At 46.6% G+C, this 16,780-nt stretch carries 15 protein-coding genes and 1 pseudogene; 3 read left to right on the plus strand and 13 right to left on the minus strand.

Annotation, left to right across the window (positions count from 1 at the left end):
- Window positions 1–30 precede the first annotated feature (30 nt).
- From OIN60_RS10055 to OIN60_RS10065, 3 genes are all read right to left on the minus strand, one after another.
- Window positions 31–1,542 (minus strand): spore germination protein, encoded by a 1,512-nt coding sequence (locus OIN60_RS10055; RefSeq protein WP_305754741.1) that lies wholly within the window; start codon window positions 1,540–1,542, stop codon window positions 31–33.
- 430 nt (window positions 1,543–1,972) lie between these two features.
- Window positions 1,973–2,752: an ABC transporter ATP-binding protein gene (locus OIN60_RS10060; RefSeq protein ID WP_305754742.1), complete on the minus strand. Its 780-nt coding sequence runs from the start codon at window positions 2,750–2,752 to the stop codon at window positions 1,973–1,975.
- A 113-nt stretch (window positions 2,753–2,865) separates the two neighbouring features.
- Complete coding sequence (locus OIN60_RS10065) at window positions 2,866–3,453, minus strand: bifunctional transcriptional activator/DNA repair enzyme AdaA (protein ID WP_305754743.1); 588 nt, start codon at window positions 3,451–3,453, stop codon at window positions 2,866–2,868.
- Between the two features lie 198 nt (window positions 3,454–3,651).
- Between OIN60_RS10065 and OIN60_RS10070 the strand changes: the two genes are divergently transcribed.
- Window positions 3,652–4,416, plus strand: a complete 765-nt coding sequence (locus OIN60_RS10070) for an SDR family oxidoreductase (protein ID WP_305754744.1) — start codon at window positions 3,652–3,654, stop codon at window positions 4,414–4,416.
- A 60-nt stretch (window positions 4,417–4,476) separates the two neighbouring features.
- On the opposite strand, the gene OIN60_RS10075 is transcribed toward OIN60_RS10070, so the two are convergent.
- The 3 genes from OIN60_RS10075 to OIN60_RS10085 form a co-directional block, all read right to left on the minus strand.
- On the minus strand, window positions 4,477–5,292 hold the full coding sequence (locus OIN60_RS10075; protein ID WP_305754745.1) for a YheC/YheD family protein: 816 nt from the start codon (window positions 5,290–5,292) through the stop codon (window positions 4,477–4,479).
- Window positions 5,293–5,332: 40 nt separating this feature from the next.
- Window positions 5,333–6,016 (minus strand): succinylglutamate desuccinylase/aspartoacylase family protein, encoded by a 684-nt coding sequence (locus OIN60_RS10080; RefSeq protein WP_305754746.1) that lies wholly within the window; start codon window positions 6,014–6,016, stop codon window positions 5,333–5,335.
- A 1,177-nt stretch (window positions 6,017–7,193) separates the two neighbouring features.
- The gene (locus OIN60_RS10085; protein ID WP_305754747.1) at window positions 7,194–7,502 is read right to left on the minus strand and encodes a Dabb family protein; all 309 of its coding nucleotides are present in this window, start codon (window positions 7,500–7,502) and stop codon (window positions 7,194–7,196) included.
- A 147-nt stretch (window positions 7,503–7,649) separates the two neighbouring features.
- Between OIN60_RS10085 and OIN60_RS10090 the strand changes: the two genes are divergently transcribed.
- Window positions 7,650–8,510: a helix-turn-helix transcriptional regulator gene (locus tag OIN60_RS10090; protein WP_305754748.1), complete on the plus strand. Its 861-nt coding sequence runs from the start codon at window positions 7,650–7,652 to the stop codon at window positions 8,508–8,510.
- On the opposite strand, the gene OIN60_RS10095 is transcribed toward OIN60_RS10090, so the two are convergent.
- The 6 genes and pseudogenes from OIN60_RS10095 to OIN60_RS10120 form a co-directional block, all read right to left on the minus strand.
- A complete protein-coding gene (locus tag OIN60_RS10095; protein WP_305754749.1) occupies window positions 8,499–9,476 on the minus strand; it encodes a LacI family DNA-binding transcriptional regulator in 978 nt (325 codons plus the stop codon). The genes OIN60_RS10090 and OIN60_RS10095 overlap by 12 nt on opposite strands.
- A 252-nt stretch (window positions 9,477–9,728) precedes the next feature.
- Entirely contained in the window at window positions 9,729–11,174 is a 1,446-nt protein-coding gene (locus tag OIN60_RS10100) for a glycoside hydrolase family 1 protein (RefSeq protein WP_305754750.1), read from the minus strand.
- 97 nt (window positions 11,175–11,271) lie between these two features.
- On the minus strand, window positions 11,272–12,249 hold the full coding sequence (locus OIN60_RS10105) for a glycerophosphodiester phosphodiesterase family protein (RefSeq protein ID WP_305754751.1): 978 nt from the start codon (window positions 12,247–12,249) through the stop codon (window positions 11,272–11,274).
- The gene (locus tag OIN60_RS10110; protein WP_305754752.1) at window positions 12,242–12,826 is read right to left on the minus strand and encodes a TetR/AcrR family transcriptional regulator; all 585 of its coding nucleotides are present in this window, start codon (window positions 12,824–12,826) and stop codon (window positions 12,242–12,244) included. The genes OIN60_RS10105 and OIN60_RS10110 overlap by 8 nt, the downstream gene beginning before the upstream one ends.
- A 246-nt stretch (window positions 12,827–13,072) precedes the next feature.
- Window positions 13,073–13,288: pseudogene (locus tag OIN60_RS10115) on the minus strand (MerR family transcriptional regulator); the annotation flags it as partial.
- Between the two features lie 15 nt (window positions 13,289–13,303).
- Window positions 13,304–14,740 (minus strand): DHA2 family efflux MFS transporter permease subunit, encoded by a 1,437-nt coding sequence (locus tag OIN60_RS10120; RefSeq protein ID WP_305755512.1) that lies wholly within the window; start codon window positions 14,738–14,740, stop codon window positions 13,304–13,306.
- A 279-nt stretch (window positions 14,741–15,019) separates the two neighbouring features.
- On the opposite strand from OIN60_RS10120, the gene OIN60_RS10125 reads away from it, so the two are divergent.
- Window positions 15,020–15,607: a TetR/AcrR family transcriptional regulator gene (locus tag OIN60_RS10125; protein WP_305754753.1), complete on the plus strand. Its 588-nt coding sequence runs from the start codon at window positions 15,020–15,022 to the stop codon at window positions 15,605–15,607.
- On the opposite strand, the gene OIN60_RS10130 is transcribed toward OIN60_RS10125, so the two are convergent.
- Complete coding sequence (locus OIN60_RS10130; RefSeq protein ID WP_305754754.1) at window positions 15,597–16,658, minus strand: NAD(P)/FAD-dependent oxidoreductase; 1,062 nt, start codon at window positions 16,656–16,658, stop codon at window positions 15,597–15,599. The genes OIN60_RS10125 and OIN60_RS10130 overlap by 11 nt on opposite strands.
- Between the last annotated feature and the right edge of the window lie 122 nt (window positions 16,659–16,780).

The raw sequence follows: 16,780 nt of genomic DNA on the forward strand, positions 1-16,780 counted from the left end.
ACCCCATCTCTTGCTTAATTTTTCTCCTACTTACCTCCCCTGCCGGTTAAATTGCCGGTCTCTCAGACCTCGCTGCAGTATCCGGATCGGCGCGCGGATAAACACATCCTTCAAGGGCGAAAACCTCAGAGGAGCTAATGGCGAAAGATAAGGCTGACCAAGTGATCGCAGCTTGGTCAGATGAAGCAGAAACAGAATCAGCATAATCATCACGCCGAATCCGCCAAGCAATGATGCGGAGATCATCAGAGGAAACTGTAGAATCCGCAATGAGATGGCGATACCATACTGAGGAATGGCGAAGGAGGCAATACCTGTAAGGGCCACTATAATGACCATGATCGGTGATGCAATACCCGCGCTGATCGCAGCATCTCCTATAATTAGAGCTCCAACAATACTGACCGCAGAGCCAACGGGTCTGGGGAGTCGAACCCCCGCTTCGCGCAGCAGCTCGAAGAAAAACTCCATCAGTAATGCTTCAAAGAAAGCAGGGAGAGGAATCCCTTCCCGCGAATCGATGACAGCAAGGAGCAATACCGTAGGCACCAGCTCCGTATGATACGTTGTCAAGGCAATATAAATGCTCGGCAGCGTTAATGCGATAATAAAAGCAAACACCCTCAGGAAACGAATCAAAGACGAAATGAGTGTCCGCTGGTAGTAATCCTCGCTGGATTGGAAGAAATCCGTAAACAAGCCTGGACACAACAGAACACCGCTGCTCCCCTGAACCAGCACTGCAATTTTGCCCCTTAGCAGCGCGGCAGTCACCACATCGGGTCGTTCTGTATATTGGTGCTGCGGGAAAGGGGAATAGGTCGAGTCTTCCAAAATCTGCTCAATATAGGATGTCTCAAGCACCTCCATTTGCTTGACCGCTTCAAACCTTCTCTCGAATTCATTCAGCAGTTCGCTGTCCACGACGTCGCTGAGGTAGGCATAGACAATATCGGTGTTCGTCTTGCCTCCGCCGTTAGCTTTAACCATCCTGAAGCTCGGTGTTTTAAGGCGGATCCGCAAAAGGCCCATGTTTTTCTCCAGACTCTCTACGGTACTCTCGCGTGGCCCCTGCACAACGGATTCGTTGACAGGTTCTGTTACCTGCCTCGTTTCTACCGAAAATGCCTTATAGCTTAACGCTTTATCCCACTGATCGAGGAAGATGACTAAGTGTCCGTCGAGGATATCCTTCACAATCTGATCTACTCGGTCAAGCAGAACCGCCGACTTTTGCGAGACGCCATCGTGCTCGAAAAACATCACCAGATCCTCAAGTGTGCTTTCCATCCCCGGACCGACCTCGTGATCGACGAGATCCTGAAGCGTATATTTCATATAGTTTTTTGTCTTTTGCATTAGTGTTTCATAGTAGAAGGTTACAGCTTTATAGCGAAACTCCGGACCGTAGGACCACTCCTTCATGATCAGATCAACACTCGAACCAAAAATAGACTGGATCTGTCTCACATTTTCATCAAGATGCTTTGAAATGGGCGCCTCAGGCCCAAAGGGATTTTCAGTCTTCAATTTCGTTTCCATTCATATCACCTGTTGTCATTTTTACCTAGTTTGCTTGGTTGGGCTGATATTATGCATTCATGGAAAATGAACCCACATTGGGACCAGCCTAAGAAGCGAAAAAAAGATCGCTTTCCCCGGCCAATATAGCCAGCAGTCTGCGATCTTTCTTAGTTTTCTTACCATTACATAATGTTCATGGGTCAGGATAAATTAAGGCTCTGCCTTAAAGCTTGTAAATCCAGACCGTCTACGGCAAAGGCCTCACGAACCAGCTCCGGTGCGACAAACTCATCATATTTGCCAAGATAAGGCGCCTCATCCGGCTTGAGCAATTCCAACAAATTCACGGTCGTATAGGTTAGGAAAACAGAAATAAGCCCATTATCTGCCTGGAAAGGTGCACTGCTTTCCAGACAGATGATGGGCTGTATACTGTTGTAGTTTTAGCTTAAGGAATAGAGATCCAAGCTCTGTTATTAAGTTGCTGTACCTGGATTTCCGTCTCGAAAAAAGAAGACAGCGTGTCATTCGTAAGAACTTGTGTGCTCGGTCCCTGCCGGAATACTTCCCCTCTGCGGATCATCATAGTTTGATTAAAGACAGGCATGATTTCCTCAATATGGTGGGTCACATACAGTATCGTGGGTGCTTCCGGCTGCTCGGCGATTTGCTGAATACTGGCCAAAAGAGACTCTCTGGACAGGAAATCCAAACCATTGGTAGCTTCATCTAAGATAAGTATTCTGGGCTCTGCCATCAAGGCCCGTGCAATTAACAGCTTTTGCTTTTCCCCCTGTGAACAGGATTGATAGGAACGGTCAAACAAATGACCGCAGCCCAGCTGTGTCATCAGGGAGAAGGCCTGTTCTACCTCCTGATCTGTTGTTTGTTCATATAAACCAATCGAGGCGTGCTTCCCGCTGATTATGATATTTTGCGTTTTATCATTGCTGTGCAGCTTCTCCTGCAGCGAAGAGCTGACCCAGCCGATCCGTTTGCGCATTTCCCTGACATCGACCGTTCCGTACAATTCCCCAAGTACAGACACCTTCCCCAGTGTTGACCAAATATAACCGTTGATCAGATTAAGAATCGTAGTTTTTCCGGAGCCATTCAACCCCAGCAGCGCCCAATGCTCGCCTTTTTTTACTGTCCAATTCATATTTTTCAGGATTTCGCTCTGTTCTCTGCGATAAGAAACTTGCTCAAGCTGGATAACTATTTCCATAATATATGTACCCTCTTTCTTATTAACATGGTATCATCTGACGTTTATAAATCATCCAGCTACCTTTCAACCTCAATAGTTCCGTTGTGGGAGGTATCTTACGCGATACCCCGTCAATGTTCCGTTTTTGCCGATGACACGTGGGAACGCCGATATTCGTTCGGTGTCTGCTCCATCATTTTCTTGAATAATGTGATGAAATAGGGCGTATTGGAAAAGCCGACTAAGCTCGCTATTTCGGTGACTGATTTATTGGTGTTTATCAAAATGTCTATCGCCTCGTTAATTCTCTTCGTCTGGATGTATTCAACAGGCGTTACCCCTGTTATCCGCTTGAACGTCCGCTGTAAGTGATAAGGACTGCCATGACAAATATCGGCCAATGTATCTAGTGTAATCGTTTCACGATAATTTTGATCAATATATTGTATCATTTGGTCCACCCACTCCTGGTCGGGCAACCGATCGCCGGTTGGTCTGCAACGCTTGCATGGTCTGAAGCTTTCAGCCAGAGCCTGCCCTGCATCTGTAAAAATCCGGACATGCTCCTTCCTGGGAGCCCTTGATCTGCAGGATGGTCTGCAAAAGATGCCTGTTGTCCTGACTCCGTAAAAAAACTGTTGGTCGTAAGCCGCATTGTTTTGAATAATGGCTTGCCAGCGTTCATCCGTCAGCGGATGATCATCAATTGAATGGATCATTGCATCACCCCTCAACCTCAGTATAACCTCATAACGTCGATCATGCATGCACTTCACAATAGAAAAGCAAGATTACGAAATCAGTGCATTGCCGCCACGGCTGTCTGTCAATTAGAGAGCAACATCCCGTAATTCGATATGTGATAAAACTGGATTGCAAGAAAATTGCAAGAAAAAACTTCACCAGGAGATGATGAAATGGAAAAACTGACTAACAAAGTTGCATTAGTAACTGGAGGAAGCCGTGGCATCGGCAGAGCTATTGCCCTCAGGCTTGCGAAGGAAGGAGCGACCGTTGCCGTACACTACTTGTCCAATCAAGCTGCCGCGGAAGAAACGGTCACTGAAATTGAGCGCAACGGCGGTTCCGGATTCATGGTAAGAGCGGATCTTGGCACAACCGAAGGAATACGCTTGCTGTACTCCGAACTGGACCGGGAGCTTTCGGAGCGATTCGGCAAAACCAGCATGGATATCCTTGTAAATAATGCAGGGATGGGTCTTGTTGATGCTATTGAGGATACAAAGGAGCATCCATTTGATCATCTGATAGCATTAAATGTAAAAGCACCGTTTTTCATCATTCAGGAGGCCCTGTCCCGTCTCCGGAATGAAGGACGCATCATCCAGCTTTCCTCGGCGGTTGCGCGAATATCCTTGCCTATGGTTCCTGCGTACAGCATGACCAAGGGGGCGATCAATGCCCTGACGCTTTCGCTTGCCAATCAGCTCGGTCCGCGCGGCATAACCATCAATGCCATTGCACCCGGATACGTAGCCACCGACATGAATGCAGGTATGCTCGATGACCCGGCAAGCCGAAAGCTTGGGGCAGATTTTTCAATTTTCGGACGCTGGGGTGAACCGGAGGATATTGCAGATATTGCTGCTTTTCTTGCGTCCTCGGACAGCCGCTGGATTACCGGACAGATCATCGACGCAAGCGGAGGATCACATCTTTAACCGCTTGCAAGCATAGACTTTCAGCAAAAAACCAACCTGGGTGCCCAAGTTGGTTCATGCTTACCGCCTTCTGACTGTCTTTTTCTGCTTTATTCTTTGACTGCTTAGCAAGCCGTTGAATCTTTTAAGTAACATGACCCGCTGAAACATGGTTTTATCCTTCAACTGATCGAAAATATAAGCATCCGGGCGTGTGTTCACTTCAATAATCCAGGGCTTCAAGGACGAATCCAGTCCGAAATCTATGCCGATCTCCATAAACTTCGGGTAGCTTTTATGAAATTCGGTTGCAATCCGGTAACCAAGGTCTTTTAAAGATTCGATATAATTAGCGTTCTTATCGTCGCTTAAAAAAGGACGAAGCAGGGCTTCAAGCCGCATCGGTGTCCCGCCGTTATGGAAATTGGTCACAGCTTTCTGGGGATGAGCGAGCCTGCCGATGTAAGCGGTGACCTCCCATTGCTTTTTTTCATTTTTTTGCACCATAATGCGGAGATCGAAGATAAGTCCTTTATAAGTAAGCAGGTCAATGCCTTTTTGCACAATATGCTCTCTTCTGTACTTCGTTTGCTGTAGAGATGTGAACATATCTTTATAAGCTGCAAAGCTGCGAGTGCTGGTTCCGACATGATAAGTGAATTTGGAGTTATGGTGTTTGACGACCTTAATGACTCCATTTCCACTTGTGCCTTTAACCGGCTTTACGTAGGCCACCTTGTGCTTGCTTAACATGTCCAACAATGACTCATAAGAATACAGACTCGTATCTGGAACGTATTTGCGGAGTGCAGGGTGTTTGAGCAGAAACTTTGTCTTGGACCATTTGCTGCTTAGAGTAGTAAGCTGCTGTCTTGCATTGTCTGCTTGACCAGGCATGCTTCCTATCACCTCTTCTTCATCGTTGTAAGTCCCAAGATCAACTGTCTATTAAATGAGCTTCTTCAAGAAGATACTGAACAATCCGGCTTTGATAATGAATTCTTTTCGTTAACGGCAAGCTCCAGCAGGTCTCTACAGTAATGGCCTTGGCGTGAAGCAATCGGCTTGCTGCCGTGCGTCCCGAGCCTTCTTTATGTTTAAGACGGACTGTAAAATGCTTTGTTGAATCTATAATGCTGCTGTTCAATTTGCTTACGATTCTTCTCGCCGCAGGTATGGCTTTGCTGCCGGGATTGATAATGAGCGTCTGACCCAATCGTTTTGGATTTATACTGGAAAGACCATTAGCTTCATGAAGATCAATGTACCAATCAGGCTGCAATTTTACCGCCAGTTCAAACAGCTCTCCGGATAATGGATGCACCGCTTTTGCTTCGGAGCTCTTGGGAAAGGTTCTATTTAAATCAGGCCTGCCGCGGATACGCTTGTGGTATGCTGCCTGATTGAATATAGGGACAAGGATCAATTTGCCTCTGGTTATAAGAAACTCTCTTTGCCGCAATTTTGACAGCAGCTGGTCAGCGGCACGGATGCTGGCAATCTCATTGCCGTGTACCCCTGCGGTCAGGATCACGGTTGGACCTGGTTTTTTGCCTTTGACCATGTAATATGGAGTTTTATACCTGGTATGTGAAGCGAGCAAATGTTCACTGATTTTCATAGGATATCACCTCCCGCACCGGATAAAGTATCATACGGGTCAGCTTGTTTAAGAGACACGGACAAACCGTCTGAGAAATTTGCGGAATTGGATGAACTGCACCCCGTCAAGTAGACAGCACAAAAAGTAAAAGATAGTTAAGCGGCCTTGGTCCTGAATTCATTGGGACTGAGGCCGTTTAGTTTTGCCTGCGCAAATGCAGCGTCAACTGGCGATATCCAAGGGTTCGCTCCACCTTTTCATATAGGAGGAGCGTAAACCTCCTTTGTTCCATAACAATGCTCCCCATACAGTAACAGGTTTTTGTTTTTCACCTGTCTACTATATGGGGAGCATATCAAATTTGCGGTTTCCGATTGTTCTTTTTAACTCAACTTTCGCAGAGCACAAATCCAATTAAACCTTTGTAGCTGCTGGGTTCTGAGGAATTCGAATTCTCTCCTTGCCAGTTTGCCAATTTCATGCTGCGAAAGTTGAGTTAAGTGCTTGACAGTCAAGCCGCCCGTTGACTGTGGCGAGGCATGTGAACTCGCTGCCCGGGAGCTTTGCATGATTATCCCGTTGGATCAGGTACATAAAAATAGAAAACCGGGAACCGAAAATATACGAAGTGAGGCACGAAAATGCCTGTTGTTACGCTATTCGGGATCATCAAATGGGTCTATTATTTTTTTGATCGTACCTTATGGAGCAACAGATCGGTTCGAGATGAGGCGATCTTAGAAGAAAGCAGAGCGTTTAGGTGATGTGAAACTGATCTGAGAGTCTGAGCAAAAGGGATAATCATGCAAAGCTGTATGGAGAGACAACAGGCATCAGGTAAAGGACACCAAACGCCATACACCATAACACCATACCCTATAGACACCCGTCTCACTCTGGATGCCAGACTCTGAGCGGGACGAATCCCCTTCTTCCAAGAAAGCTAGAAAAAAGCTGTCTGCTGATTCAGAGGCAACTCCAGCAGTGAATCTCCGTTTTGCCCAGTTACATCAAGGCCTGTTTGCTGATTTCATGCTGCGAAAGTTGAGTTTTTAAGTTGGGGGATGCACAAAAGCAGCGGAGAGGACGAAGCAATTCCGGAAAAGCGGCAGCGTTCGCCTTTGGCCCGAAGGGTCAACAGCGATTGTAGGAATGCTTCGTTCTCGGAGCGTCTCACCCACCAGAGGCACAGCTTTTAAACGGCATTAAACGGATAATCCGCTACCACGACTCCATCTACAAATGGTCCAATGCCTTGCAAAAACTGCTGGTGCAAAGGATGCTCTATGTAGCTGCGGCACGCCTGCTGGTCCTCGAAGGTAATGCGAATGGCTAACGAATAACCGTGCCGATTCTCCGTCTCCTCCGTAACATTGATACCTGCGCTTAGACCCACAATTCCTGCAATAGCATCCTTGAACGAATGGGCCTGTTTTACGGCCTCTTCCTGCTTGTCCAGCGTAAAGCTATCCTTGAATTTAATTAAAACGATATGTTCATACATGCCTGGTGCTCACTCCTTATTCTGATGATTGATTTTTTATCATGGTATACCATAAGCTATTTTATACAAAGAATAAAAAGCCAGGAAGAGATCTGAGTATCCTGGGATTGACAATCCCACTCTTCCTCTGCAATAGGAGACTTAAAAATGTCAATGACCCAATTAGACCGATACCAGGAATTAGCCCGTTTTTTACGAATACGCAGAGAAAGAATCACCCCACAACAGGCTGGGCTGCCTAACAGTGGGCGCAGACGCACTCCAGGCCTTCGCCGGGGGGAAGTTGCCATGCTGGCCGATGTAGGGCTGGACTGGTATACCTACCTGGAGCAGGGGAGGCATATTAATATGTCCGCAGAGATTCTTGACCGATTAGCTAACGTCTTAATGCTCGATTCTGCTGAACGAAAGCATCTGTTCTTTCTTGCACGAAAGGAGCTCCCCTTGGAACAGGCTCTACAGCCATCCAGGGTTAACCCAGCACTGCAAAGCTTTCTGAATAGTCTCGGCACCTCGCCCGCCAATGTGATGGATTCGAGAATGAACATAGTAGCCTGGAACTCTGCTTACTGTGCTTTAAATGGGGATATGTCCCTCAAAACCGAGCAGGAACGTAATTTTGTCTGGATGACGTTTACTTCGCCACGCTTTCGTTACATTAAAGGTGACCAGTGGGAGCAGCACGCTCGGCGAATCGTAGCCCAATTTCATGCGGGCTATGCCCGTTACGCTGATGATTCATGGTGGTCTGAGCAATTTAAGGCCTTATCTAAGATAAGCGTCGAATTTCGGGAATATTGGGAAGCCCATGATATCATGGATGCGATTGATGCCCCGAAAGCATTGCGGTGTCCGAATCTTGGTATATTGAATTTTGATTTCGTATCCTTTCAGTACTTGGGAGACCCTAATTTAACCGTCTCGGTTCACGTTCCCCACCATGACGGAACTGTCGAAAAAATGCAGCAGCTTTTGAGCCAGGATGCTACTAATGCATTAGACACTTGATCTTTCCACCAACTCATAAGGAATCTCCATCTTACGCGAAACGGCTTCCGGATCAACCATATCATTGTAAAAGGCCTGAAAGGCCTGCACGCCAATTTCATGCAGATGCTGGTCGATGGTCGTCAGCCGCAGCGCTTCAGAGATTGGCTGATTGTCGAATCCGACAATGGCCAACTGCTCAGGAATCGAAATCCCCAACTGTCTGGCACGGGTCAAGACACCGGCGGCGGCCTCATCACCGGTTACGAGCAGAGCGGTGGGCCGATCCGCCATAGCAGCAACGCTGTCCAGCACACGTATACCGTCACTTAAATGTACACAGCCTTCGAATATCCAAGTCGGCTGCAATGGTTGATTGATTTCACGGAGAGCGTCGGCATACGCGGCATACCTCTGGCGGCTGCTCTCGCTGTTTCGCCTGCCGATACAGTAGCCTATCTTTCGATGACCGCGCCCGATTAAATAACGCATCCCTCTTAGAAACGCATCATAATGGTTGGTATACACCGAGCTGATTTGCTCATGCTGAACCGACTCACAGGCAACGATCGGGCCACTTGCCGCATAAAGAGCTATGTCTGACCAGGGAAGCTCATGAGAACATAGAATCAAGCCATCCACTTGCTTCGTACGCAGCATATGCAGATAGCGCCGCTCTTCCCTGGGATCATAATTCGTCTGGCACAGAAGCGCCGTATATTGATGCTTGAGCGCTTCCTCCATCAGGCCACCCAGGAGCGCATGGAAATAGGGGTGGTGATTAAACGGAAGTACAACTCCGATCATGCCTGTCCTTCCTGTGGCCAGATGAACGGCGTTTGAATTCGGGCTGTAGCCCGCCAGCTTCATAGCCTCTTCTACTCTTCTGCGTTTCTCCTCGCTGACATAGGGGTGTCCGTTGAGCACTCGTGATACCGTTGTGACAGAGACCTGCGCAGCCTCGGCGATTTCTCGTATATTAGCCATGTCTTGTATTCCCTCATTCCCTACTCCAAACTTGCTGCTCCTTTAATTTTCCCTTCAAGATACACTATATAATGATGTAAAGTTGCATATACCTCATTAAATCATGATGCAATCAGATTGCAAGTATGTAAATCAAGCCGTCATCGTCCTGCTTGCTCTGAAAATGTTCCTAGGCGCGTAAGCGATTAGCTGCACATAAAGATCCCCTCTGGCCCAGTGATAACACACGCTCTGGCCATGAGGGGATCATTTTTAAGGTTTTAACAGATGACCGCCATTGGTGCGGATGACCTCCTGATACCAGTAGAAGCTGTCCTTTTTGATCCGGCGCAGCGTTTTTGCATCGGCTTCATCCCGATCAATATAGACAAATCCGTAGCGCTTTTGGTACCCGTTTAACCAGCTAAGCACGTCCGTAAACGACCAACTGCAGTAGCCGATTAAATCTACCCCGTCATTGATCGCCTGTTGACATTGCTGCAGATGGGATTTCAGGTACGCAACCCGATACTCGTCATGGATTGTATCATCTGCTTCCAGCTTATCGAATTCTCCCAGACCATTCTCTGTAATAAATACCGGAAGTCCATAACGGCTCGCAATGCGGCGCAGGCCTATACGCAGACCGATCGGATCGATGGCCCAGTCCCAGTTGGACGTCTCAAGGTTGGGATTTGATGCCGTTTTGTATAGTCCGGGGATTCCGGTGGACTGATTGCTGCCCTTTTGTCCTGTTGTATTCATTTTGCCTTCCGAGACGCCGTCCAGTGGGTTGTGATCATAGGTGATCGTCTGATAATAATTGACTCCGACAAAATCCGGCTTGCCCTTGCGCAGCAGCTCCAGATCCCCCTCCTCAAAGCTCGGAGCAAGTCCCTGCTCTTCCAAATAACGCAGCGGAATCTGCGGATACTGTCCCAGGCAGTATACATCCAGCCACCAGTTGTTGGTGAACTCCTCCGCATTCTCAAATGCCAGCATATCCTCAGGCTTGCTCGACGCAGGATAGGCTGGCGAGTAAGCAAAGCTTGGCCCGATCTTGCCGTCCGGCACATATTTGCGGAAGGAGTCAATGACCTTGGCATTGGCCAGGAACGCATGATGGTTCGCCTGATAGAACCGTTTACGGTCCTTGGCACCCGGCGGATGCATCGCAGTAATAAAACCATGGTTCGTATTGTAATTTTGCTCGTTCAAGGAAACCCAATATTTTACCCGGTCGCCATAACGTTTAAACAAGGTGGTGCAGTATTGGTCGAAATCTTTAATAATTCGTCGCGACTCCCACGCACCATATTCATCCATAAGCGCTTGGGGCACATCCCAATGATACAGCGTAAGCACTGGCTCAATGCCGTGGGCGAGCAGTTCATTGATAAGGTTATCATAAAATTGCAGGCCCGCTTCATTCACTTCTCCGTAGCCCGACGGATAAATCCGCGGCCAGCTTACGGAGAAACGGTAGGCTTTTAACCCCATCTCCGCCATAAGAGCGATATCTTCTTGATAACGATGATAGTGATCCATGGCTACATCCCCATTGCTGCCTTTAAAGGTTTTGCCTTCGATTTTCGTAAACACGTCCCAGACAGACGGACCCTTGCCATCCTCGTTCCAGGCCCCTTCAATCTGATATGCGGCAGATGCTGATCCCCAAAGAAAGTCCGGTTGGAATGGGCGTAAATGACGGTGTATCATATGACTTCTCCTCCTTGATTCGCTAGTACATATAACTTGTGCAGGAAAAGTATAGAGTATGAAACGCATTTCATAGCAAGCCTTACGGCTACGAATCTCATTGATAAACAGGCGCGATTCGATCAATCCGGTTTGTCCATATACCGCCACTGTAATCGGAGGGCAAACGTTTAAGATCCTCGGCCGAGTCGAAACCGCTCGAAAATTCGCTGCCGTTCCCGGCCACCACGATGACACGGGTATCGGCATTTTTCATTCGATTGACAAATTTCTGCGGCCATCCCCACAGCCAGGGGGCGATTTTTTCGGGAATATGGAGCTGGGAATCTTTGCATGAGTTAGGCATATATCCTGTCCAGCCCACAGCCACATAAGGGAGCAGACATTGCTTGATGCTCGCTTTCGACATGACCCTCATATCCGGCATCTCCTTCTTCAAAGCGTCAATCGGCTCGTCTCCCCCATAAACAGCCAATTGGCTTTGCTGTTTCTTCGTCAGCCGGGACAAAAAGGACGCGAGCAGCCTGCCTTCCTCGGAATCACTGCTTTTGACATTAATCAGAAATGAAGAATTGGGGAAATGATCCAATACCTCCGTCAAGGAAGGCATCATGCCGACACCTTTACCACGAAAAGGATAGGTCTGGCCTTGATCCGCTGTGTAGCCATAACCAATGTCCACTTTTTTCAGTTCGGCCATCGTATAGTCTTTGGTCGTTCCATTCACATTGGTACGACATCCTAAGGTCCAATCATGAAACACGGCAAATTGTCCGTCTTTGGTCAGATGCACATCAAACTCTACGATGTCCGCCCCAGCCTTAAAGGCCGCCTTCATGGAGGAGATCGTGTTTTCCAGGTATGGATATTCAGGCGGGTAGATTCGTTCCGCCGTACATGTATCATTCGTTATATTGTCCATCGTAAACGTCTGCGCAAGCCCACGATGTGCAAGAAGGAGTGGCGCTTCACCACTCGGCTGGACAAACAGATTGCTGTTGTTTACCGCTATAAAAAGGATAAGGATGGCCAGAACAGCCGCAACTTTTCTTCGGTATTTCTTTTTCCTATTCATTTGCAATTCCCTCCCATACTGCGTCCATCCCTCGCTTGAATGACTCAATGATGGTCTGTTTGTCTATTTCCCCCGAATACATCATCAGCGTATGGAGCAGGATCGCGACTAAAATCGAAGCTGCGGTATCCGAATCTGTGCGGGGTCGGAAGGAACCGTCTCTAACCGCCTCCTCTATAACCCCACGAATTCTCTCCTGCAGAATTATTAAATTTGCTGCTTGCTCCTTGCCCTCGATTGCTACTTTAACCGTTTCAGCCAGTGCAAGGCGCAGTAAACCGGAATGATCTGAATAAATGGTGAGCAGTTCGCCGAATATACTAAGTAATCTGGGCTTAAGTTTACCCTCCTGATGTCTTTCCGTAATTTTCCCCAGTAATGTGGAATAGGAATCAGCAACGTGAAGAAGAACATGCTCTTTTTTGGCAAAATAATTAAAGAAGGTTCCTTTTGCAATTCCGCACGCCTGGGTAATTTCCTCAACGGTCACGTTCTCAAAACCTTTCTGCTTGAACAGTTCAACAGCATGATAAACGATAGTATCCTTCGTTTTCTTTTTCTTTACTTCTCTTAGCACATGATCACTCCCGAAAATGACCTTGGTCATTTATGACTAAGGTCATTATATTTCACCTTTTATCTGTTTACAATAAAAAAAACCAAAAATTAGGATAGATACGTACAGAGCTTCCCATAGAGAATATCCTATAGCGCACAGGGAAATCCCTTATTCTGCAAATGCACAGCCTCGGCAGCACATTCACATTGTTGAACGAAAAAAAGAACCGCAGAAATATCCTGCAGTTCTTATGGAACCCATTGCTTATGGATTTGCCACAGCAAATGCCTCCGCAGCCGCGTACAGATAATAAGCTAATCCAGTTTGCTGGCCTTCCAGCATACGAAGATGAAACTCATCGCTGAGGAAAAATCGTGTTTGCGCTGCAAAATCATCAGCCGAAACCTTATGTCCATGCTTGTTCAAGAATTCCAGATGATTGCGAATCAAACCTCTTGTTTGTTCATCATCATGCCTTAATGATCTTTTTTGTAATTAAGCCTCTTTTGGAATAGCTCTTTTGGTTTTTTCGGAAGATGGTTCCTCGACGGCTTGTTTTACACGTTTGATAAAGAACGAGAGCAACAAACCAAGAACACCGATGCCAACAATAACAAGGTAGGCGTCGTTTATCCCCTGTATCGTTGCTTCCGTAACCATTTGAGCTTGCGTCATCCCTTCAGTTCCGCCGGAAGCCATCATATCTTTCATATGTGTTTTTGTCCGGTCGGACATGACGGTTACGAGCAACGAGGTACCAATAGCACCTGCAACTTGACGAACAGTGTTGGAAATTGCCGTACCATGTGGATTCAATCGATTTGGCAATTGATTCAAGCCTGCGGTTTGGATTGGCATCAGAAGCAAAGCCATCCCAATACGGCGCGCAGTAGACATAAGCAACAGATAAGTGTAGCTTGTCGAGTCTGTTAAATTAACAAAGCCAAGCGTTGAAACAATCGTGATGGTCATCCCGATGACAGATAACCATTTTGCGCCAAAGCGATCGAAAAGTTTACCGGCGACCGGCATAAGAAAACCCATCACAAGCGCGCCGGGAAGCATAAGCAAGCCGGATTCTAAAGCTGTATACCCTCGTGCATTTTGTAAATAGAGCGGCAGCAACATCATATCCGCATACATGACCATCGTCACCGCAATATTCAAGATTGTCGTCAAGGAAAACATACTATACTTGAATGCTCCCAAATCGAGCAAAGGATCCCTGGAAACAAGCTGACGCCACGAGAATAGAACTAGAAATACAATACCAGCAGCTATAGTGAGCAGAACTTCCAAGCTGGACCAGCCTTGACTTCCTGCCTGGCTAAAGCCATATAACAGTGACCCGAAACCGATGGTGGAAAATACGACACTTAGAATATCGAGATGAGTTTTAACCCGTTCAGATACATTCTTCAAAAAAATGAAGCCGCAGGCAATGACAATAACAGCAAACGGAATCATCCCATAAAACATCGTTTGCCAAGCGTAATTCTCCAAAATGTAACCAGCAAGCGCTGGCCCAATCGCTGGAGCAAAAATAATAGCAAGGCCCATCATCCCCATGGCGGACCCTCTTTTATCGGGCGGGAACAGCGTTAAGATTACATTTGAGAGCAGCGGCATAATAATCCCTGCACCGGCTGCTTGAATCATACGACCGGTTAGCAGTACGGGGAAGCTCGTTGCAATTGCCGAGACAATTGTACCTATTAGAAAGATGAACATGGACGCCTGAAAAAGCTGCCTAGTGCTGAAACGCTGCATGAAATAAGCTGTAATAGGGATCAGCACTCCATTAACTAACATATAGCCCGTGGTCAGCCACTGGGCGGTTGCAGCGGAAATATTAAAATCCTTCATCAATTCCGGGGTCGCAACACTCATGATGGTTTGATTCAAAGTTGCCAGAAAGGCACCCAAAATCATAATGAACAAAATAGGCCCTTTTTTGACCGAACTACTTGTTGTTTCCTTGCTTTTACTCAACTCACTACATCCTTTCCAAATATCTCTAGACTTAATTTACAAAATGTTAGATAATCAACATTGTATAAATTAAATTATAAATATAGTACTATTTCTTGCAAGCGACAATATAGGACAAAGTGTAAAGTAATCATCGTTATCCGTATCTTTTGTTGTCTAAGTAATATTTATACAACAGAAACTAATATCAATGTAAATTAAAGAAAGGAAGAGATTTGCATGAGTCAAGATAAACCTCGTATAGATCCAAGGATTCTTCGTACTCGTAAATTACTAAAAGACGCCTTTGTTGATTTGTCGCAGGAGATGGAGATCGAGAAAATAACAGTTAATAGAATCGCGGAGCGCGCAACCATTAATCGAGTAACCTTTTATCTGCATTACCGCGATATTCCGGATATGTTGGAGAAAATGGCTGAAGAGATGATCGAGGATATTAAAAACGTCCTACACCACAAGCCTCTGAATCTAGATTCCGTTAAAGACAAGAGTTCTTGGGTTTTAATTAAACTGCTTGAGCACATTGCAGATAATGCTAAATTTTATAAAGTTGTTCTGGGGTCTAAACGGACCCCTATCTTTACGGATCGATTGCATGAGATGTTATCGAAGGCCGTAACGCTAAGGGTAGAAAAAGACCCCTTTATCTCAAAAGCTGGTATTCAAAAAGATATCGCGATCTGGCACGGTTCAGCAGCTTTGATTGGCACAATTGTGGCCTGGCTTCGCAATGACCTGCCTTATACACCGCAATATTTAGCCGAACAGTTCTTGTTATTGATTGACCCATCATATTTTATGGATTAGACTGCTTAAACATTTGCTTTACAAGCTCACGATTGCGTTCTTTGAAAGCCTCATTATGCGATGATACCATCGCACTCTTTTGCGCCTCCGGATCAATGAAGCGTTTGGCGCTATTGACCGCGTTGGCCGCATCCTGGAAGGCTCCCGCAATCAAATGCAGCTTCCCGTCATAATGGAGAATGTCCCCTGCTGCATACAGTCCGGGAACGGAGGAATCGCAGTGTGCTGACCCCGCGATATAATAATCATCTTTACGATCAATATTCAACGGGCTGCTCTCCAGCAGGGAAATGTCACGTTCATATCCATGATTAATAATGACCTCGTCCACGGACAGGCTTGTAACCTCACCCGTTGCGCTGTTCGTCAGCTCTACATGCTCGATAACCTCATGATTATTCGATGCTATCAGCTTGGTGATTTCGGTATGAAAGAAACAATCGACCGTGCTGTTCATTAGCTGATCTACCTGGGCCTCGTGCCCGCTCAGCGCTTCTTTGCGGTATGCAAGATATACTTTTTTGGCGACTGGCTCAAGCTCGTTCGCCCAATCTACTGCCGAATTGCCGCCACCAGACACGATGACCGTTTTATCCTTGAAATGCTCCAGCGATTTTACCGTGTAATTGAGATTGGATACTTCGAAGCGCTCGGCCCCTTCAATCTGCAGCTTCTGCGGATTCAGAATGCCACCACCGACAGCAACAATCACCGTTTTGGACAAATGAAGCCCGGAGGCTTCGGTATGTAATTCAAACAGCCCATCATCATTGCGAACAATCGACTCTACCTTCGTATTCAGCATCACTTCCGGATTAAACGTCAGTCCCTGCTGTACCAATTGTTCTATTAATTTGGCCCCGGTTGTCGGAATCAGGCCGCCCACGTCCCAGATCATTTTCTCCGGATAAACGTGAACCTTGCCCCCCAGCATTGGCTGATACTCAATGATTTTGGTCTTCATTCCACGCAAACCACTATAGAAAGCAGAATATAATCCTGCCGGTCCTCCACCGATAACAGTGACATCAAAGATTTCATTCCTGGACATAAGGTGTTCCTCCAAGGCCTAAGTTTAAAGTAGATATCTAGTAAATGATTATCATTATCATTTAGTATACGTTGCTTTTTATATTTATTCAATATCAAGAAAAAAGCCCCTCCATGTCTGGA

The sequence above is a fragment of the Paenibacillus zeirhizosphaerae genome, from assembly GCF_030705605.1.
GTDB classification, from domain to species: domain Bacteria; phylum Bacillota; class Bacilli; order Paenibacillales; family Paenibacillaceae; genus Paenibacillus; species Paenibacillus zeirhizosphaerae.